The 19,198-nt window shown below is 58.2% G+C and carries 18 protein-coding genes; 3 read left to right on the forward strand and 15 right to left on the reverse strand.

Annotated elements, in window-relative coordinates:
- Window positions 1-893 precede the first annotated feature (893 nt).
- Entirely contained in the window at window positions 894-1,298 is a 405-nt protein-coding gene (locus GU927_RS20065; protein WP_008030505.1) for a single-stranded DNA-binding protein, read from the forward strand.
- Window positions 1,299-1,411: 113 nt separating this feature from the next.
- On the opposite strand, the gene GU927_RS20070 is transcribed toward GU927_RS20065, so the two are convergent.
- The 3 genes from GU927_RS20070 to GU927_RS20080 are packed head-to-tail and all read right to left on the reverse strand — an operon-like array spanning window position 1,412 to window position 3,065.
- Entirely contained in the window at window positions 1,412-1,633 is a 222-nt protein-coding gene (locus GU927_RS20070) for a hypothetical protein (protein ID WP_161764185.1), read from the reverse strand.
- Window positions 1,630-2,343 (reverse strand): hypothetical protein, encoded by a 714-nt coding sequence (locus GU927_RS20075; protein WP_161764186.1) that lies wholly within the window; start codon window positions 2,341-2,343, stop codon window positions 1,630-1,632. The genes GU927_RS20070 and GU927_RS20075 overlap by 4 nt, the downstream gene beginning before the upstream one ends.
- Window positions 2,340-3,065, reverse strand: coding sequence for a nucleotide-binding protein (locus tag GU927_RS20080; RefSeq protein ID WP_161764187.1), 726 nt, complete (start codon window positions 3,063-3,065; stop codon window positions 2,340-2,342). Before GU927_RS20080 ends, GU927_RS20075 begins: the two co-directional genes overlap by 4 nt.
- Before the next feature lie 810 nt (window positions 3,066-3,875).
- On the opposite strand from GU927_RS20080, the gene mobC reads away from it, so the two are divergent.
- The gene (mobC, locus tag GU927_RS20085; protein ID WP_217765745.1) at window positions 3,876-4,160 is read left to right on the forward strand and encodes a plasmid mobilization relaxosome protein MobC; all 285 of its coding nucleotides are present in this window, start codon (window positions 3,876-3,878) and stop codon (window positions 4,158-4,160) included.
- The gene (locus GU927_RS20090; protein WP_161764189.1) at window positions 4,153-5,976 is read left to right on the forward strand and encodes a relaxase/mobilization nuclease domain-containing protein; all 1,824 of its coding nucleotides are present in this window, start codon (window positions 4,153-4,155) and stop codon (window positions 5,974-5,976) included. Before mobC ends, GU927_RS20090 begins: the two co-directional genes overlap by 8 nt.
- A 149-nt stretch (window positions 5,977-6,125) precedes the next feature.
- Here the strand turns inward: GU927_RS20090 and GU927_RS20095 are convergent, their stop codons facing one another.
- The 12 genes from GU927_RS20095 to GU927_RS20150 form a co-directional block, all read right to left on the reverse strand.
- Window positions 6,126-7,376, reverse strand: a complete 1,251-nt coding sequence (locus GU927_RS20095; protein WP_161764190.1) for a tetratricopeptide repeat-containing protein — start codon at window positions 7,374-7,376, stop codon at window positions 6,126-6,128.
- Window positions 7,377-7,378: 2 nt separating this feature from the next.
- Complete coding sequence (locus GU927_RS20100; protein ID WP_217765743.1) at window positions 7,379-8,770, reverse strand: tetratricopeptide repeat-containing protein; 1,392 nt, start codon at window positions 8,768-8,770, stop codon at window positions 7,379-7,381.
- 65 nt (window positions 8,771-8,835) lie between these two features.
- Window positions 8,836-9,216: a hypothetical protein gene (locus GU927_RS20105; protein WP_217765744.1), complete on the reverse strand. Its 381-nt coding sequence runs from the start codon at window positions 9,214-9,216 to the stop codon at window positions 8,836-8,838.
- Between the two features lie 170 nt (window positions 9,217-9,386).
- Window positions 9,387-9,854 carry a TIR domain-containing protein gene (locus GU927_RS20110; RefSeq protein ID WP_161764193.1) on the reverse strand — a complete coding sequence of 156 codons (468 nt, stop codon included), beginning with the start codon at window positions 9,852-9,854 and terminating at the stop codon, window positions 9,387-9,389.
- 1 nt (window position 9,855) lies between these two features.
- Entirely contained in the window at window positions 9,856-10,446 is a 591-nt protein-coding gene (locus GU927_RS20115; protein WP_161764194.1) for a 7-cyano-7-deazaguanine synthase, read from the reverse strand.
- Window positions 10,443-11,141: an 8-oxoguanine DNA glycosylase gene (locus GU927_RS20120; RefSeq protein WP_161764195.1), complete on the reverse strand. Its 699-nt coding sequence runs from the start codon at window positions 11,139-11,141 to the stop codon at window positions 10,443-10,445. Before GU927_RS20120 ends, GU927_RS20115 begins: the two co-directional genes overlap by 4 nt.
- Window positions 11,138-12,556: a toll/interleukin-1 receptor domain-containing protein gene (locus tag GU927_RS20125; RefSeq protein WP_161764196.1), complete on the reverse strand. Its 1,419-nt coding sequence runs from the start codon at window positions 12,554-12,556 to the stop codon at window positions 11,138-11,140. Before GU927_RS20125 ends, GU927_RS20120 begins: the two co-directional genes overlap by 4 nt.
- Window positions 12,557-12,620: 64 nt before the next feature.
- The gene (locus GU927_RS20130; protein ID WP_161764197.1) at window positions 12,621-13,760 is read right to left on the reverse strand and encodes a PfkB family carbohydrate kinase; all 1,140 of its coding nucleotides are present in this window, start codon (window positions 13,758-13,760) and stop codon (window positions 12,621-12,623) included.
- Between the two features lie 17 nt (window positions 13,761-13,777).
- Window positions 13,778-14,290, reverse strand: a complete 513-nt coding sequence (locus GU927_RS20135; protein WP_232489290.1) for a TIR domain-containing protein — start codon at window positions 14,288-14,290, stop codon at window positions 13,778-13,780.
- A gap of 79 nt (window positions 14,291-14,369) precedes the next feature.
- Window positions 14,370-14,966 (reverse strand): WYL domain-containing protein, encoded by a 597-nt coding sequence (locus tag GU927_RS20140; protein WP_161764199.1) that lies wholly within the window; start codon window positions 14,964-14,966, stop codon window positions 14,370-14,372.
- A 196-nt stretch (window positions 14,967-15,162) separates the two neighbouring features.
- Window positions 15,163-17,154 (reverse strand): type IV secretory system conjugative DNA transfer family protein, encoded by a 1,992-nt coding sequence (locus tag GU927_RS20145; RefSeq protein ID WP_161764200.1) that lies wholly within the window; start codon window positions 17,152-17,154, stop codon window positions 15,163-15,165.
- Window positions 17,155-17,156: 2 nt separating this feature from the next.
- Entirely contained in the window at window positions 17,157-19,082 is a 1,926-nt protein-coding gene (locus GU927_RS20150) for a hypothetical protein (RefSeq protein WP_161764201.1), read from the reverse strand.
- Between the last annotated feature and the right edge of the window lie 116 nt (window positions 19,083-19,198).

Genomic DNA, 19,198 nt, shown 5'->3' on the forward strand with positions numbered 1-19,198 from the left:
CGCCAAGCCCGCACCCTCCAGGTGATCCATGAAACGCGCCCCTCGCAGCCGTCAACGCCATGATTTATATGCGAAATATCACGATTACGACAGCGAAATCAGCGACTTACTTGGAGAATGTGGGTTCTATAGCTCATCGAAAGTTTTTGGCTGGATCGATCGAGATCATCATTGCCGAGCCCTATCGGTCAACAACTCCACGACCCTGACTCCTCGCGTCACGGCTTTGCTCTGCCGGTGCCTAGCATTTCGATTTGTTCCAGCGGCCGAATGGGTGTGTCAGAACGCATCACCGCCCTTCCGGCTGGGCAGCTGTATCATTCTTTCGCCCAAACATTCCTTTCAACCCTTGCGGGCACAGCCGGGGCGTCGGCACTTGTTAGCAGGGCGATCCGTGACCGGCATCACTATCATGACCTTCAGATCGCAGATGGCGACACAGGCTTACGACATACGCAGGGCGGCGTCACATTCGGTCTGTCCCCGCGTCGCTTTTCTGATCGTGCAAACTCCCTTTCGACGAAACGGTTGCGGCAATCTGGCACGCAGTTGTTGACATGGCCCCTCCCTCTTTCCGGGTTTTTTATTCCTAGGCCTGACACTGCCGTTTGCGAGTTTGAGCGGTTCTGCCTTGCCGCTTCCCGTGATCCCGGCTCCGGCACCTCCCTTCGACTGACAATCCCCTAAGCCTGTTCGGCCTCTGGCTCGCAACCCCGCTCAGGTCCGGGCCGTGTTGGTTTGCGATCCGAAGTGGATCGCCGCACCTGCCCGCACCACCCCGGCCCCTCGGGGGTTTCCGGTGGCTGAAAGGCCACCGTGCAAGCCTCAGCCGACAGGCTTCTTTCGGGTCTTGTCGAAGGGATGGTCCCTTCAGCCAGATACAGGAGCTTCACATGCAGAACATCGTCATCCTCGCCGGCAACATCGGTCAGTCCCCGGAAGTCCGCACCACGCAGGGCGGGACTAAGATCACCAACTTCACCCTCGCCACGTCGCGCCCGCGCCTGTCCGAAGGTCGGGTCCAGCGCGACGAGAACGGCTACCGCGTGATGGATACCGAATGGCACCGCATCACCTGCTTCAACGGTCTCGGCAAGACGGTCGCCGACAACTGCGAAAAGGGCATGAAGGTGATGGTCCACGGCCGCATCCACTACACCAAGTGGACCGATGCCGCCGGGGTCGACCGCTACGGCTGCGAGATCATCGCGGAGAAGGTCGACTTCCTGAGCCGCCCGAAGGCAGGTGAAGGCGAAGACCCCGAACTGGTCGACCGCGAGGATCAGTTCGCGGGCTGAGACCCCGCAGATCAGACCCGGTGGCCCAAGCCGCCGGGTCTCTTCGTTACCCCAGCCAGCTGGCGCGAAAGCCAGCCCGGAGAAAGACGGCGGTCAAGCCGCGCCGATCTTCGTCAACCCTGGTTCAACTTTGACACGACCAGAGCCTTCTTTGCCCGCCGCTTGTTGGGCGTGTACCAAACGGTCTTGCGCTCGCCGGTTTGGCTGAACTCATAGGTCACCCCGAGGATCGTCTCGGGCCGATCCGGATCTACCATCCATTCGACGGGCATGCCAATGTCGAATTCAGACGGCGGGATGGTGCGCGCGAGGGCAGGGTCTTCTGTGCTGGTCATTGTTCGTCTCCCTCGTTTGTTGTCTGAATTTTCACCTTGGCCAGTGCCACGTCGAAGGCGTCCTGGAACCGCGCGCGGTAGGCAGGACCCATTGCACGGGCCAATCCCATGATGCCAAGCGGGTCATGGATTTTCGCGAGGTCGGCAGCGAACTGCGGGCGCAAGGTCAAGGTCACGCTGGTCGGGTGCTTGCCGCGTGCGCCGCGGGACTCCTCGACCTCCGGCATCCCATCACGTTCCCAATCGTCGAAGACCTGATCGCGCAGACCTTGAGCGACGCGACGGATCAAAAACTGGACGGTGCAACGTGCAGCCGTGGCCCACTCTTCTGCTAGCCGCGCCTGACGGGTGGTCAGCGACAATGAGACATGGACAACCTGCCCGCGGGCAACTGATCCGCTGGCAATACCAGTCGCCTTCCCACCCCAAGCCTTTTGTGCGCCGAAGACCCTCACCTCTTCCCGGGACTCTTCTCTGGGCTCAAAGGGTTTGCCACCAACTTCGCCAGTGTTGCTGATTGGCGGAGCCATCACCGCAGTCGCCGATGACGGGGGTTTCGGTTCCGCCAAGGCCTCAACCCCAGTCGGCGGCACCTGGATTGCCCGATCGGCCGATTCACTTTCGCCCACCTTCCCGCCAAACCCCAACTTGGCCGAAAACCCCGCGTCTTGGCGGATGATCCGCATCATGTCCTTGCGCTGCGCCATCATGCGACCTCTTCCGGTGTCTGGATCAGCTGGTCGATCTCTTCCAGAAGGTCTCCTGCCTCCTTCACGGCACTCTGGACATGCGCAGCAAGCGCCCGGTTCGGCGTCTTGTCCGCAATCACCCCGAGAAGCCCTTCTCTGTCCATTCGAACATAAGCGGCGCGGCTACCAAGATAGGTCTCAAGGGCTGGCAAGGACTTGAACAGCTCTTCAGCCACCGCCCGCTCGGTCTCTGACACCCGCACAGGCACCCGGTTGAGCAACACTGAAAATCCCGCAAGTTCGCCCGGCTTTTCCACCCGACCACGCAGCTTCAGGTACCAGTTGGCGGTTTCCAGCGTCTCACTCAGATCGCCCCGCGACAGCATCATCGGGCAGATGATCCGGTGCGCTGCGACCGCCAGAACGTCCTGTGCTTCTGACCCGCCACCGAAGGTGTCGATCAGGATGAGGTGCTCTTGATCGGGTTGCTCATAGATCTGCCCGATGGCTTCGGCCACCCGGTGCGCATCCAGCGTGTGGATCACTTCAACCAAAGGAGACCAGTTGCCTGCCTCCTTTCCCGCCTGCATCCACTTGAGGCAGGACTTTGAGGCATCGGTGTCGAAAATCGTCACCGTCTCGCCTTTTGCAGCCGCAGCAGAAGCCAAGGCGCGGCAGAGGGTGCTCTTGCCCGATCCCCCCTTGCGGTTCATCACCAGCACAACACGTATTCCGTAACCCATACCACCTTCCTCACTTCGCCGATTGCGTTTCTTACAATGCGGATCGCTTAAATCTTTTATCTTAACTCACATCGCTTTAATCTGAACGCTTACTATGGATATCAGAAATCGGCTCACGCAATTCTTATTGCGTGAAGCGCGCCTCTTTAATCGTTTGTCTGATTACTGGATGCGTATATCTTTTATCTGATCGCGCAATGCGTGTATCACAAGGCGGAACCCCGAACACACATCCCTGATGCCACAAGACGCATCCCACACTTCCTTTCTCCGGACCCTGAACACTGAACGACAGGATCCGCACGGTAAACAAAACAAGGCTTTAGGCCCATGCTCTCAAGGAAAATGCGCCTCTGGCCACGTGGCTGGGGGTGCACCATCCCTGTCTCACCTTGTGTGTTGCGCGATCAGCGAAACGCATTCGGTGGCGGGGGAGTTACTCAAGGTCAGCACAATCTGCAAGAGCATAAATCGCGCTTAGATTGCGCTTGAAAGGGAGGTGAAGGAAGGGGTAGGAAGAGTGGCAGGAAATGCGATGTGTCTACAAATAATCGGTGGCAGAAGTTGGCGGTAAAATCAGATCCTCGCGAAACAAGACTTAAATCGTGGTCCAAAGTTTTGGTGAAGACTGGCAATGAAGTTGCTGATTCTGCAGTGCAGCAAAGGGCTGGGCGCGGACGGCCACGGTCGGAGGACAAGGGCCAGGTCATCAGCTGCCGCCTACCTGCCGAAGAGCTCCACGCCTTTGATGCGCTCTGCACCCAGCTTGGCGCGAAATCCCGCTCGGACGGGGTGCGCTCGGTAGTGCGGATGGCCTCAGGTTTCCTCGAGTTCAGCCGGGAGGACAGCGCAAAGCTGGAGGAAATCCGCTACGAACTGGGCAAGATCGGCACCAACGTGAACCAGATCGCATTGGCGGCGAACCGGGGCAGGGCACCGATGGTCAGGGCGCAATGGGCGTCGGTGGATGAGTTGCGGCGGTCTCTGCCAATGGTGGCGAAGGCGCTGAGCCAGATCATCGCCGAACGTCGGCGGCAGGGCGTGGCGTTGTTCCGGAAGTTTGTCGAGGCTCAGGAGGGCGCGCGCCATGGTTAGGCTTGGGTCGCGTCCCATCGGGGTTGCCGAGGCCGTTCTCGGGGAGATCAACTTTCTGCGGCCGCAGCAGGGCCGGGTGAAGGCGGGCAACTCCTCGCCCAAGCGCGGGTTCAGTTTCTCGACCCGGGCGAGCCAGCTCTGGCGGTTCTCGCTCGGATCCAACGCGGCGATCCTGAAAAAGATCGGCAAGGGCGGCACGGCCAACGCCAAGGAACTGGCGGCGCAGATGGACTATCTGTTCTCGAAGTCGGCTTCGATCTTCGGCAATGGGGTCGTGCTCGATGCCGATGCCAAGGGTCTGACCAAGGACGAACGGAACGAAATTGTCTGCGACTGGGTCGAAGACTGGCGTGGCTCGCCCAAAAACGGTCACACCACCCATCTCCTGATGAGCTTCCCGTCCCATGTCCGGCCGGAGAAGGCAAAGCTGATCGCGGAGGCCTGGGCTTTCGAGATGTTCCAGTCCGGCGAGCATCAGGACGACGTCTGGTCCTATGTTGCGGCCCTGCACACCGACAAGGCGCATCCGCATGTCCACATGGTCATCAACAACCGGGGCACGGTGAACGACAGCTGGTTCTTCATGGCCAAGGAGCATGCCTTCAACCTGGAGGTCATGAAGGACCGCATGGTGGCGATCGCGGCCGAGGAGGGCGTGTTCCTGGATGCGACCTCGCGCGCCGAGCGTGGCCTTCTGACCTATGGGCCGTCGCGGGCAGAGATCGAACGGGCGCGGGTCGAGGGACGGACACCGGAAGAACGGCCGCGTGAGGGCAAGGCGCTGGAGGATGCCTTGGCGACGATGGCACGCACGGCGGATGCCATGCGCAGTCTGCAGCATGTGGCGGCACTGACCGGGCTGCCGGAGATTGGCGAGAAGATTGCCAAGGCGGAAGAAGCCCTGCGGCGGGGCGGGGTCTTGCGGCCGTTTCCGGGTGATGTGGCCACAGTTGTGCGGGCCGATCTGGACCGGCATTTCAGCGGATGGATGGCAGAGGCAGAGGGCAAGATCCGAAAGATGCCTGTCGCGGAGCGCAAGGACATGCGGGACGAGCTTTATGGCTATGCTATCGATATCGCCAAAGGCTTGGGCGATGCGAGAGGTGCGCAACTTTTGCAGATGCTGCCGCAGACCAAACTCTATGGAACGGGACTTGAGGGTGACCGCCTGACACAGGGTAGGGAGGCTGTTGATCTTCAGCCAGGTGCCGCCGACCGGCTGAGAAGGGACATCGTCAGCAAAGCTGTGGCCTTGGGTCTCAGCGGTGACCGAATAGCTGAACGGTTGGCGACCGGTGCAGCCAATGCCTGGGAAGAGCGCGACTGGGTGAGCAGTGACTTGGCAACCCTGTCTGGGCGGCGGCGTGCCGATCTTCGTAACCCCGATCAAAGTCGGAAGGTCGTCGATGATCTTGAAGGTTTCTATGAAACGGCGGCCAAACTGATCAAGCACACCCGGGCGCATGAGGTGGCACCGGACAATGATCGTTTACAGCGTGCCCTCGGGTCGATGGGTCGCATCATGCAGACGGATGGAAAGGTGGAATTCCGGGGCGATGCCCATGCGGAGCGGTTCGCCGAAGAGTTGCGTCAGCGGTACGGCAAAGGGGTTATGGCGGAACTCGCCAGTGGGCGGACGGATGCGCTGGCAGAGGATTTCGAGGACGCGGACGAGCGGAAGTGGATCGCGCGGGCCATCGTTTCTTCGGCTAAGTCGCATGTGGCGTTCGGGCTGACGCTGAAAGAGGTACGACACGCTGAGCGGCTGTTGGCATCACAGCCTGAGAGATCAGAGGGGCGCGACTGGGAGCGGTAAACAGCCCACGGAATCTCCATATAAAACTGGAAAGGAAATGGGGCCCGGTCATGCTCAAAGTTAGAAACGTCAGCATTCGTTTGATTGTAACGTCCGATGTGATCGAGTCGACACCAGCATAGACGGTGCAATCCCGACAGAATGGTGTGTCATCGGCTAGCTTTGCGCGCCGTACCGGTGACCACTGCACGGGATCGCCCGTCCTCAAAGGTCGCGATCTCCCACGCAGCGGGTTGAAGTGAGCGGAACTGCACTTCGTGGAAGTTCGCGGCAGCGTCATCACCAAGGGCAAAGAGGCAATTGGCCATCGTAGCGTGAATCCATTTTAGGTCGCTGCGCTCCGATGAAGCTTGATCCTCTAGGACAGGCCTGAGGTTGGCAACGATGTCCTCGCGTGTTTTGTGGGCGCTCATTTGATCGAAAAGCGCTTCGTTTGGATTGGTTTGCAACTCTGCCCGCATATCGTAGCAAGTGGCAAGGTTTTCACCATTGTAGTAGTCCCCTCGCACCTCGAAGCCGCGGCGATAGTGGCGGATCGCCATATCCAGCTGTGCGGGCTGGTGGGTCGCAAGCCACAGTCGCTTATACATCGCCCCAGTAATTCCACGTGTTTCTGGATCGTTCGATTGATCTGGATTGAGCGCGTCGATGATCCTGATTCCCTCGATTAGTGACGAGATCTGATCGGGTTGACCAGCTTTGTAAGTCGCAAGCGCCAATTGCTGCACGATGAAGGGATCATTTGGCTTAAGAGTGTTAGCCGCACGGAAAGCTGCAGCGGCCCCTAAGTGATCGCTGTCTCCGGCCAGTTTTTCTGCCCGATGGATCAGTTCTGCTAGCCGCAGTTGCTCAGCTTCTATCTCATCGACCAAGTCGGCAAATTCCTCTTCGGTTAGCATCGGACGCCGCAATCGCGGAAGAAATGTGTAAACCGGGCTGTCGGGTTTGCCCGAGGCAAGCGCAGTCTCGATTAGAATCTGAAGATCGCGTGCAGCACGGCCAGCTTCTCGTGCGCCAATATCTTCTCCTAGATGCCGGTAGTGGAAAGTGCTGACATGGTTGAGGTCAAAATAGAGCCGACCAGCATCTTCTTTCATTACGATAGTTGAATTCGGGCAAAGCGCGTGGCGGACGCCGAGTTCGTAGATGGCATTGGGATTTCCGGTGGATATGTCCGCGACCACAAGGTCGGCTCGCAGCAGCATTTCGTACATTTCCAGGTCGATCACTCCCGAATGGATAACCTCGTCGGCACGTATGCAGCGTAGACCGGCGCGCTCTACTGCAGGGCGGATAATTGCCTCATATGTCGCGTCTAGGTCGAGCGTCCGGCCGCTTTCATAATCTGTCTTCTTCCCAAACCCCATGATCACAAAGCAAAGTTTACGGTCATCCGACATGTTTACCTCAATTGATTCGCTCGGTTAGTCCGCGCCTGCTGTTCAGGTGGCACTATGCCAAAAGCACCATCAATCCGATAGCGCGCGGTATTGCCGTAGATGCGCACTGTCACCGCTGCAGCTTGGACATACATTGAATTGCGGGCACGTAGAGAAGGGGCAGCGTCACTCGCTAGGCGATACGCAGCTATCGCATCGTCGAACTGACTCAGTAGAAGCAGAGCCTCGCCGCGCGTCGCGGTCGCCCAAGGGTTGGGCGGCGCTAGTTCTACATGCGCCAAAGCAAGGCGGGCTGCTTCTAGTGCTGCCTGGGGGATTGGATCATGATCGGCGGTTGCCGCGAGAAGCAGAAAAGCAACGTTAATTCCCTGATAATAGGCTTGGGCGAAGTTCCCGCTATCTATCGCCGCCGCGCGGCTCTCCGTGTAAAGTAGCAGCGCCCGGTCAAAGTCTGCTTGGCGGCGCTCGAGCAGCCACCGCCGCTTCAACCGACCGGCGAGAACCCCTTGTGGATCTAAGCGATCTCGGCCGTCCGCCCAAGTCTCAATCACATCTAGGGCTGCCTGCGATCGGCCGAGACTTTCTAGTGCAAGTGACAAGGTGACTATGGCATTGTCGTCGATTTCAGCAACTCTGGGCTCGAGCAGGTCGACTGCATGTTGGAACTCCCGGCGCTCGACTGCGAGCCGCGCTGTGTCGGTGACTGCGTGCGGAGGCGCATCGCCGCGCAAGACGCTCCGTAGAATATCGTAGGCTAAGTCATCACGCGTGGAAGGACGGACAATCTCTAGATGATTTCCGGGGATTGCTGCTTGTTGGCTGATGGGGAACGGATCAAGCGATGACGTCGAGGGAACAAAGGCATCGATCTCACCGGCCACAGACAACAATGCGAACGGACTCCCGTTTCCGAATTTTCGCGCCCAGTCGGCTCGCAGCTGAGAGATAAACGTTCCACTCTGATCCATGTCCCGAAGCTGAAACTTGAGCAGGCGGGCCAAGCCAGCCTTTACTAGACCGGCGCTCGGCGTCCCAAACAGGACTAAGTGCGACAGGCGACCGTCAAAACAATCCGAATCCAGCACGGCGCGCTGAGCGATTAGGCCACCCATGCTGTGCGCGACTAACGCGATGCAATCATATTCCGCGAACGCGCTCGAGGTCATCTTGGTAGCAAGGCTGCGTGCGCACAGCTGGATGCCTGGATCCGCTTCCCACAGCGGAAAATCGAGCGACAGCCGCGATGGATATCCAACGCTGAACACGTCCCAATCGGAAAAATCAGGATCTTCTAAGAATAGACCGGCAAAGTCTGACCACGTCCCGCCAGCCGTGCCCGAAAAACCATGTAAGAAGACCAACGCGGTCCGGCTGCCGTTCTGGCGCAGGCCCATAATATGCGGATCGGGTCCTGGGCTACTTGTTTGTCGAAACCAGCCTATGAGGTGCTTCAGCCCAATCATCGAATGTGGTCCACTGTTAAAACCTCGATGACTTCGAGCCCCACTTGCCGGGCTTCATCAGCTAGGTCAGCAGTAGCGTCGCCTTCCCCTCGCTTGGCACCATCCCACACTACAATAGCGAATTTCTCGCCGGCATTCGCTGCGGTGACGCGAGCCACGATTTCGTGGTTGGCTTCTAAGAACGCCCGTTGGTCATTTTTGGTAAAGTCGAGCTCGACCAGGTCCGAATGCACGCGAGCTCGAGCGATCACTTGATCGAATCTCGGGCCCCAATCGCCTGGGCGATCGATGACTGACACTTCTCGAAATACCGCCACCGAAAATGGCAGAACGATTGTGGCGGGAATGGCCAGCGCTTGGCAAGCCTCCAGTGCCAAGATATCGGCTCCACAGGCAGCAGCGCATACCAGTCGGGAGATCTTTCGCTCCACCAGGACTGTTGATATTGCGATCCCGACCGCGGAGGCGCGGTATAGTGGAAAACGCGGTGCGTCGGCATCGATAGGGTCGATACGGCGACCAGCGAGGCAAGCAATCGCAGAAATGGTCATTTCAGCTCTGGAGCCAGCTTCGACCAAGGCACCATCTTAATGCCATTCGCCGCCAGCCATTTAGGCTGGCGGCCAGTAAAGCGGTCTCCTGCGTGAACCGCGACCACCTTTTTTCCTAGAGAAAGGCTCTTTTCCACTTCCCATTTTACCCATTGGCTGTCCGCCGTATTGTTTGACACATAAACAACTGTCACTGACGACCTATTGATCCGCTCAGTGATCTTCTGCTGAATGTATTTTGCTCGTTCGCTATCGTAGGGCGCTCGCACCGAGTGGTCGTTGAACTCGATATCATTATTCTCGTTCTTGGCCTGGGCTCGCAATAGATTGACCTCGTTCATGTCTTCGGTCGCAAAACTTATGAAGACATTCCGCTTCCCACCGGCCAAAGCCTCGCGAGCCTTTTGTTCAAGTGCGCTGATGTTTCCCAGCTGGTTCCAGCCACCTCCGCCTCCACCGCCCATGTCATGCCTCCTCAAACTTGAATTCATTGCACGCAATACAGGCGCCGCATGCCTCGTCATTGCCTAGGTGACAGGAATACGTTCCGACGATACCTTTCTCTTGCGCCAGCGCGACGACGTCAATCTTATGGAATTCAGCAAGGGGAGCAATCACACGGATCTTTCTCCCCATGCTCATTGAGAGCATAACCTCTGCCTGCACCAAGAACGCGTTGGTCTGGTCGGGAAATAAGCTGACATCCTCGTGCAACAAACCAATAGATACGGCATCGGCCCCTCGCTGAACGGCATAAGCCGACGCCAGCAAAAGAAACAGCAGATTTCGACCAGGTGTGAATGCATCCTCCAGAACGCGCATCGTTGGATCAGTCAATCCTGAGCGTATCAAGCTTCCAAAACCACTGAGTTCTGCCACTTTGGGCTCTGGTAACCCCAGTCGGGCGAGTACCGCTCGGCAAGCGGAGAGCTCCTTGTCCTTTGCACGCTGCCCATAGTCGACAAACAACGGATACTGTTCTAGCCCTTCATCGCGGGCAAGAAGGGCTACCAACGTGGAATCAAGCCCGCCGGAAACTAGTGTGACGATGCTCATTGTGCATACCCTTTTTGTTGTTTGGCGATGCGCATCACGATCCAGATTGCCCAATCGAGAATACCCACGGGACATTTCAGGTCTTCTGCGTGAACGCGCAGGACGTCCTCAAGCGGTAGGTAGTGCTTAAGCGAACTTACTGCACTCCCAGCATTCGATTGCAGACCGGTAAGCGACATATAGTCGAGAACATGCCGATCAATTATGGCTAGGTCATACGTAAGGGCGACATTGCGCAAGAACATGCTTGCCTGTTTAGGGCCAAGACCGTGTGCGTTGGCCACAAGCCATCTACGTGCGTGGTTCGCCGTTTCGAAACCTGCGAGTAAAGCTTTAAGACTGTCGGCGTTCGCAAGTACACTGGCATGAATTCGTTCAAGCTGAACAGCCCTGACTGATGGGAAGCGGTAGAGCCTCTCGCGACCGCCTACGTTCAAGTGCGTGCGCAGTATGCAATGAATCGCTTCTCCAACGTTTTCGCGTTGTTGACTGCAATAAAGTACTCCCAACTTGTCAATGGCTTCAGCTGCTGCGATCGCTAGATTGAAGGGTACTTGACTGCTCAATACACAAACCGATAATTCCCACCATAACGCGCGTTCGTCTGCGGGATCGCGGAATTGTGCGACACGGCTTTCGATGTCGGGACAGATGCTCGCTACTGCGGCCTGCAGTTGTCGGCCTTCGTAGATCATGTCTTAAACACCTCCGGGTTAAGGCGTAGAAGCATCTCGGTAGCTGCCTTACCTAGCCTACTGGTCACAAAGCTTTCCAATCGATCTTCTCTCGCCATTTCCTGCAGCCTCACGTTGAAGCGCATGAAATAGTCGATGTTGTGGAAGGCGACTTTCCCTGCGAAACCGACGCCGGCATCGTCAAGTGCTTGACTGGCAATCGCTAAATCCGCAAAACGGGTCTGGTCGGTGAATAGGTCAAAATGTTGAAAGTGGTTCAATCTATCAGTTTCATGGTCTACAACGGTTCGACACCACTCGAGACCATCAAAACTGTCGGCGCCAGCAGCTGCCATGATCCCAACTGTCCAAGGATTGCCAGTGCCGAGCAAGTGAATTGGTTGGTAGACGGGCAGCCGGTCTAGCTCATGCCGGACTGCCTGCATTGTAGCAACGCGCTGGCTAAGGCCATCGCCAAGTTCTCGCTCTGGTATTCCTATCATGGGGGGATGAATTGCTTCGGCCACTAGTCGAGCAACCGTTGGAATTATCTCTGCCTTGTATCCGCCAGACTTAAGGCGTGGGGCGTGGATGATTGGCAAGACTGGTGAATCTGTAAACGTTTGATCGCGATTTACTACGGCGATGATCTTTGTTGCTAGCTCCTCGGCAGAACGCGTAGCTTCATTGCGCGGGTTTGTTTTGTCGAAGCAAAATGCCCAGTCGAATGAGACCGTTCGCATGGCCTCGTGAAAATCACTCGTTGTCCAGCGCTTTGCCGAAAGCCTGCTGGCCTCGTAATTGCCTGAATCAAGCAGAAGGAACCCTCCGTTCTCTTTATACTTGATGAGCTCATCGATCAGTGAATTTGGATCGCGCCGCTTGACTAGGTCCCAGGCGGAGACCAGCACGGCAGGTGCTCGCGCTACCGAAAGCGCCTTGACTGCCTCATGCGGAATGAGCTGTGTTTCAAACGACGACACTGACAAGAACACGGTGGGTAATGGAAGAAGCCCATTGGCTATCGCTGCAGGACGCTTCGCTCTTTGGGTAGGCGGGTTTCTTGCCGTCAAGCGGTCAAAAAGCCGCGAAAGGGCGGGGTCATCCTCCTGTCCGTCCCACGCTGAGAGATCAGTCGTCGCATATCCTCCAAACCCGTAAGCTGGAGGACTTCCGTCAAGACTTGCGCTAACGATCGGTACTTTATGATCCTGAGCGAGGCGTACTTCGTCGGTCACAGTATCCTTTGTTCGCGATGTTGCTGACCATAGCACTAGGACACATTTTGCGACCGGGAGCTCCTCCTGTATCTCGTCGACAAAGCGTTCCTTAACCAGCTTGTCCCACCACACGGTCCAACGTCTCGCTAGTAAGTCGACAATCTGTGAGGCGCGGTCTTCGTTTTCGCGTCCGTATATGACATAAATATCAGCCAAACTGGTCTCCGTACCAAGACGATGTCAGTGAGACGCCAAGCAAAACATTAGCACAAGCTAAACCTCAGATTGTTCCTGGTGTCGAGGCTGCCCAAGCCACTTGATAGAGCGCGCTTGTAAACTCTTTGGTCATAAAGACCAACTGAAGGAGCCCTTCACGATCGCACATTTCGGCCTCGTCCAGCACGACAACAGGCCGAGTGGCCACAGCATTTTCTCTTATAGCCTCGATGAAATCGCCAGAAAGGCCGTCAGGAAGTACCAATAGCGCAGCAAAATGCTGATCGAGCGAAGTGGTGCGGACATGAGCGGCGTCGATGCCGAGCTCGCGCAACCGATGAAGCGTCTCCTCGAGCATGTAATGACGCCCCAATGTGTCAGTCGCCGCCCACACTGCCACGGAGCCGCGGAAAGCAGGGCCAACTGGTTCGTTCACCCGATCAAGCTGTCCCCGCGGAAAGTCGCGATACTGTGCATAGTATGCCACGCCGAGCGACGCTTGCTCTGCAGCAGTCGCTGCATCTTGGTTCTCGCTCCCCCAATAGTGAGCGAAAATAGCTGAAAAGACGTCGCCAGTGCCGATCTTGAAAACACTTGGCGATCGAAACGCTGGTATGATCCGAGTTGGTTGCCTGCTATCGACGACAATCGCGCCGCGCACGCCTTGCTTGACCACGACCACCGTAGCATCGCCTGCCTTGATCAGCTCTCCGGCCGCCAACTCGATGTCGGAAGTGCTAGTTCTGCTTGCAAGCTCTTGTGCATTGAGCACGACTGCGACTTCGTTTGCCTGTGAGCCATTCTCCCTAAAGTGGAGAGGACTGTGCCATCCTTGTGGATCAAAGACCGCTCGCCTTGCGTTTACTATTGCGTCGCCCTCGACCAAGCCAAACCGCAAAACTGTGTCCGCTTCGACATGGAACGAGGTTTCTTGCGCTATGTTGCTCGGCTCGAGGTGCGGGGTGGAGAGCGGGTGGAAGTAGGCAAATGCTATCGGCGATTTCCGAAGGTGAAGGTCCAATGCGATCCCACAGTCCAAGTACGGCTCTAAACAAATCGAATGATCATTTTCGAAATAGCTGTGAAGAGTTGTTTTGCTTCCAAGAGCAGCCAGCGCTTGTGCTGCGCGACCACCTGAGCCGAACAAGGCGTTCCATGCTGGGTGGAGACAAATTTCCTGGTAAAGCCCGCCAGCTATGTGCATTTCGCCACACCCCACGGTCACTTGTATCCGAGCTGTTGATAAAATTCGGGCTTATAATTCCAATTATCTTTGGTCTTCATCGTCCAGTTGGTGAGCGCATGCGCAACGATCTTTGGAGAGAATGGAACAAAAATGGCGCCAACATTCTTTATGATGGGCGGGCATGTTGTATCTTCCATAAAGCGCGATCCGTTGAGGTTAATTCCGATGATGCGGCAGCTCTTCTCCAGCGCGACCTCCATTTCCCAGCGAACGTACTTGTGTTTGGATCGGGTGTCCTGCCCAATAAGGACGGCAAACGTGCCAGCCAAATCGATCCGTTCACGGCACTTACGCTTTATGTAAGCCTCGTCTTCGGAATTGATCTCTTGCCCAAGTTGGCAGTTGGCGAAATTAAAGTCTATGTGCTCGTTTTGTTTCCATGCGAGCATCAAGCGATAGTAGTGAATGTCGGTGCTGCTAAAGCCAACGAAGGTGCGCGGAAGCCCCATTTCGCCATCCCCCAAGATTGATGAGTAAATATCCGACATATCTGGTGGAGCCGCAACTGGGAAGCCGAAGTGTCTCAGTTATCCGAAACCACCAATCATTTTTGGTCTGGTCCATTCCTCAGGCGCGAGTTGCTTCCATGTCCAGCAACCCTTTCAGCAGCGCCATCCTATCCCAGCTGAAATCACCTTCCCTAAGCGTCAGCCCTTGCATGGCGCGCACGAAGAACTGACGAAAGTCCCTTCGCTCCTCGCACCACGCCAGCAGCTTCACTCCTTGGGGCGGATGCACCAAGGCCAAGGGCAGGACCGTACGGGTCGTCGCTTGTCCGGAAAGGTCGGTGTATCCGAAGGCCACTGGCTGGCTGGCACGGATCGCCCCGTGGAGCGCTGAAAGATCTGCTGCCGCGGCCGCAGGCAAGTCCCCGTGCCAATAGGCGGCGGGACGCACGTCCAGCAACTGGTAGATGCGGCCGAGAAGCGCGGCTTCAGGATCGGTTTCCGCCAGTCGGGCAAGCGCTGCCTCTGCAGCGGCTGCGGCAACCGGATCACCGCGATGGCTTGCCAAGGCGAGACCCCTGAGGGCCGCGTCACGCAGTTCGAGATCTACGGTGGACGCTGGTTGGGCTGACACGCTGGTCGCTGCACTTTGCCCAAAACCGATTGCGGCGGCAAACCCAGCGAGCCGGGTGCCGAGCGCGCGGCGCGTCAGGGTCAAGTGCGTGGGGCGACCGGGTCGCATGGCAAATCCTCGTGGGCATTGGAAAAGGCGCCCTTGTTCGCACGGAAGGTGCCGATTAGTCCACTATTTTCATTGAAAACCATCGCCCCTGAACCTGGAAAATGCCTGCATCAGCAAGATCAAAGGTCAGCTCAAGATCGCGAAATGCGCCGAAGTTGATCCCCAGATGGCCCTAGAGCTCCAAGCCTGCGAGGTTGTGGGAGAACTTGCTCATCTTTGAGACCGCGATTGTGATGGGTGGTCTCAAGGCTGCGAGATCAACCTCGGGCTCTACGATGGCTTCGGCCTGTTCTACCGTGACGAGGACCTCAGTATCGACTGCAGCCTGCTCGGCCTCTGGCGCGATCTCCCCCCGAGCCACAATTTCGGCCGCAAGTTTCGGCTCCGGCTCAACCGGGGCTTCAGCCTTTGCCTTCTCCGGCCGCACAAAATCCACCACCATCCTTTCGGCCAAACGCCGTTCCAGCGCCTCCATCCGTTGGGTCAGCACCTGCACATCTGCAGCTTCCTTTGGCGGATAGGGCAGGGCACCTTTCTGGGCATCAAACAGCTTCTTGAACGTCGGATCCTGAAAATACACGATCCGGTGGACCAACAACGGGTTCTGCCGTTCCGGGATGAGGATGGCTTGATCGGGGTTCAGCCGCCGCACCTCGTCAGGAGTCAGCAGCGGCCGTTCTTCCATCCGCCGACTGACCGACCGCCGCTGCATGAAATCCCGATCCCGCGAGACGCTGTCTGACACCGATAGCTTCGTCGTCTTGCCCAATGCATCCGAAATCTCCCCTGCCGTCTTTTTGTCGTTTGCCGCGAGGTAGAGCTTCATGCCGGCGGCGGACTCAAGCGACAGGCGGACGTTTTCGCCATAGATGTTGTCAAGGCCGGGGATCGACTGGGTGATGATCGACACCCGTGCGCCATGACCAGCCAGCTGCTTCAGGGCCTGCTCAACAATGGGCATAGGACCAAGCTGGTCGAACTCGTCTAGCATGACCATGACCGGCCAAGGCTCGGTTTTCGGGTCGGGGAGGGTGGAGCGCATGGTGGCGATGAGCTCGCCGAAGAACAGCCGGACCAGAGGTGACAGGGTGCGGATGTCATCGGCGTTGACGACGACATAGATCGACATCGGGCGTTTACGAAGATCGGCGAAGGAGAAATCATTGCCAGAAGTCGCGCGGTCGACGGCCGGGTTGTTCCAAAGGGTCATGCCTGCGCCACCAAGGACTGAGGCGTGGGATGACAGGGTCCGGTCGGAATAACCTGCAAACTTGCGGAAGGTCTGGGCGGCATTGGGGTGTTTCACCTCCTCGGCATGCTCGCCGTAAACCTCTTGCGTGGCGCCCCGTCCAAAAAGGATGCGGCTGATCTCGCCGATCGTCGGCTTGCACCTTTCAATCGCAAGAAGCCCTGCGGCGACGAAGAGTTCACGCCCCTCGGTCAGGAAATCGCCGGCCGTCCCTTTGTCCGAAACCGTCAAGAAATAATCCGAGATCTTGGCCAGTTCGGTGTAGCGCTGCTCATAGTTTTCAACGCGGGCCACGCGCTCGAGCGGGTTGTAGCGATGCGTCGGATGTTCAAAGTCGAAGGGTGAGAAGCGGTAGACCGCATCGCCTTCAGCCTGACGGTGCCGGGAAGTGGCCTCAAAGATTTCGCCCTTCACGTCGAGGACAACGATGCTGCCGTTGAAGAGCAGCGTGTTCGGAATGACGTAGCCCACGCCTTTGCCTGCCCGGGTGGGCGCCACGACAAGGCAATGTGGAAATTTCTGGAACGTGGCGCTGACATAAGGTGCGGTCTTGGAAGGGGCCCCGAGCTTGCCGAAGACCATCCCCGCGCCCAAAGGTTGCAGAAGGCCATTGGCCTTCATTTCAGCGCGCGCCTGGAACTTGGCCTGACCGTATTCGGTGAGCTGCTGGCGGAAGGTCAGCGCGACGGCCGCAACCGTGAAGAGCACGGTCGATGCGCCGACGATCTGCCAGGGCAGGACCCAGGGCACTGAGGTCAGCCGGGAGAAACCGGGGAACTCAGCGATCAGGACAAAGATGCCGGTTGCGTTCGGGTCGCGGCCAAGGATCAAGTTGAGGACGAGGCCCCCGGCGATGAGACCAACCAGCAGGCCGGAGGTGAGACCAAGGGGAAGCAGCAGTGCAATGCGTTGCATGATCAAAACTCCCGGTCTTGATTGCGATCATGAGCATGTGCCCGCGCGTGTTCCGGAGGTCGTGCCGCCGCTTGCGCCACCATTCTGCGTTCCGCTGCCTCCGCTTCATACGCGCTGAGGCCAAGTGAAGGATGCTCTTTGGCAGCCGAGACGACGGCAACGGCCATCGCCGCCCGAGCGGCCGGGTCCGGCACATCCTTGGCAAGTACCTCGGTCCGGCCCAAAGCGATGTCCTTCAACACTGTCGCTCCGTAGCGTTCCTTCATCTCTTCCGCGAAATCGCGCGCCTGATTTTCGTTGCGGAAGGCGACAGAGCCTTGGCTGGCATGGACGCGTGCCAGAGAACCCAAGGCCTCCACCAGCGGGTCAGGGCCGCGGGGCACTTCAATGCTGCGGGCAGACTGGATTAGTTCGGCTGCATGCTCGTAGAAACGGTCCACCCGTTCGGCCGCTGAGCTCCGCCCCTGGGCGCTGCCGAGATCAAAGCCATGCCGCTTGGCGACGTCGGCAATATCGGATTTCACCCAGGATTCTTCTTCGTGGGCATTCGCGGCCCCGGTTTCCAGACGCTTCTGGAGTTTTTCACTGTCGATGCCTGCCAAGCGGGCGTTGAGGCTCAGATCGGCCAAGAGGATATTCGCGCCGCCGTTTTGGAATGCGGTCTCATCGCCACCAACCGCAAGCGCGGTTGCACTGATGGAGGTGCTGTAAAGGGTCGAACGCGGCGGGTTCTCGCGCTCAGTCGGCCCCCGATCCAGTCCAAAGGCTGCCGCCGCCTCTTTGGCGATCCCCTGCATTTCTGCGCGGAGGTCGTCTTGTCGGTCAGACGGCAATCGGTCGATCTGCGCGGTTGATTGCGCCACCCAGGCCGAGATTGCCCGCGCCGGGTCGGAAGCAAAATCGCTCCGCTGCCGTTCCTCTTCGACATAGGCCGCGATCACCGGGTTTTGCGTCAGATGCTTGGCCAAGGCTTCACTGAGCGGACCCTCATCGGGGAACTTCGCCAAAACCTCAGCACCGCCATCGCGACCGTAAGAGGTAACGGCCAAAAGCTCGTCGGGCAAAAAGCCGCTGGAGCCTTCACCATCGACAAATCGACCGGTGCCAAGCGTGGCCTCTGCATCGGGGATATGCTCGGCCACCACCTGGCGAAATTCCGGGTCGGCGACGAGCCGCTCGGCCAGATCGCGGGTGTCTTCAGTGTCCCGGCCAAGAGTCAGGACCAGTTGCGCATCATCTCCCGCATAGATCGCAGTCTCGGGAGGGGCGAACTCGGGCTGAGGCCGATGCTCAAGGACAAGCCCTTCCGGCCCGCGATCGGGCTCTTCTACCAAGTCGCGGTCCATCTCCGCTGCGCGCCTTACCGCCAGCCCAAGGCCTTCCTCGCCCCCCTCGTAGAAATCGTAGGCATGGCGCAGCGCCTCGCGCGAATTTGGGAAGCCGCGCTCCGAGACGGTGACCTCACTCGCCCCTCCCGGCAGATTTGCTTCGTAGCCTGTGTGAATTCCTCGGTCAGTTGCCACCGCCACGGGCCGCAACTCAACATTTGCATCGGTCGTGACCCAGTCGCCCGTGGCGATGATGGGCGGTTTTTCGGCAAGGGCATCCTGATACGCGGCCACCTCTCGATCCGCCACTTCCTCCCGGGCTTGCACCGCCGCGCGCAATTCCGGCCCGGGCGGGACCGCATCACTGTGGTCAGCCCAAAGCATCACTGCTTTTTCCGGCGCGCGGCGCGCAAAGGCCTCGAGATCATCCCTCAACCCGGTATCGAGCCGCTCGGTCACGGCAGGACCATCCTTGCCCCACTCGACCTTGCCCAACCGTTCTGTCAGCGAGGCTTCCATCGCATTGAGGAACCCGGCGCGAAACTCGGCATCCGGTGCATGCGAATCCGGCAGGCTTTTGAAGTACCGTTGACCTGCCACGGGATTTTTCCTCCACCTGCGATTAGAGTCCGGCCCATGGAGAGGACGGACGATGAAGAAGGCACGACTGACGGAAGAGCAGATCATAGGCATCCTGCAGGAGCATGAGGCGGGCG

The sequence above is a fragment of the Paragemmobacter amnigenus genome, assembly GCF_009908265.2.
In the GTDB taxonomy this organism is placed as follows: Bacteria; Pseudomonadota; Alphaproteobacteria; order Rhodobacterales; family Rhodobacteraceae; genus Paragemmobacter; species Paragemmobacter amnigenus.

Excerpts from the sequence above, each read along its gene's own strand:
- GU927_RS20145 (WP_161764200.1), bottom strand. The coding sequence starts at position 17,154 with ATGCAACGCATTGCACTGCTGCTTCCCCTTGGTCTCACCTCCGGCCTG.
- GU927_RS20080 (WP_161764187.1), bottom strand. The coding sequence starts at position 3,065 with ATGGGTTACGGAATACGTGTTGTGCTGGTGATGAACCGCAAGGGGGGA.
- GU927_RS20110 (WP_161764193.1), bottom strand. The coding sequence starts at position 9,854 with ATGGGCGGTGGAGGCGGAGGTGGCTGGAACCAGCTGGGAAACATCAGC.
- GU927_RS20120 (WP_161764195.1), bottom strand. The coding sequence starts at position 11,141 with ATGATCTACGAAGGCCGACAACTGCAGGCCGCAGTAGCGAGCATCTGT.
- GU927_RS20070 (WP_161764185.1), bottom strand. The coding sequence starts at position 1,633 with ATGACCAGCACAGAAGACCCTGCCCTCGCGCGCACCATCCCGCCGTCT.
- GU927_RS20100 (WP_217765743.1), bottom strand. The coding sequence starts at position 8,770 with ATGGGCCTGCGCCAGAACGGCAGCCGGACCGCGTTGGTCTTCTTACAT.
- mobC (WP_217765745.1), top strand. The coding sequence starts at position 3,876 with ATGGCCTCAGGTTTCCTCGAGTTCAGCCGGGAGGACAGCGCAAAGCTG.
- GU927_RS20115 (WP_161764194.1), bottom strand. The coding sequence starts at position 10,446 with ATGAGCATCGTCACACTAGTTTCCGGCGGGCTTGATTCCACGTTGGTA.
- GU927_RS20130 (WP_161764197.1), bottom strand. The coding sequence starts at position 13,760 with ATGCACATAGCTGGCGGGCTTTACCAGGAAATTTGTCTCCACCCAGCA.
- GU927_RS20135 (WP_232489290.1), bottom strand. The coding sequence starts at position 14,290 with ATGTCGGATATTTACTCATCAATCTTGGGGGATGGCGAAATGGGGCTT.
- GU927_RS20065 (WP_008030505.1), top strand. The coding sequence starts at position 894 with ATGCAGAACATCGTCATCCTCGCCGGCAACATCGGTCAGTCCCCGGAA.
- GU927_RS20090 (WP_161764189.1), top strand. The coding sequence starts at position 4,153 with ATGGTTAGGCTTGGGTCGCGTCCCATCGGGGTTGCCGAGGCCGTTCTC.
- GU927_RS20095 (WP_161764190.1), bottom strand. The coding sequence starts at position 7,376 with ATGTCGGATGACCGTAAACTTTGCTTTGTGATCATGGGGTTTGGGAAG.
- GU927_RS20075 (WP_161764186.1), bottom strand. The coding sequence starts at position 2,343 with ATGATGGCGCAGCGCAAGGACATGATGCGGATCATCCGCCAAGACGCG.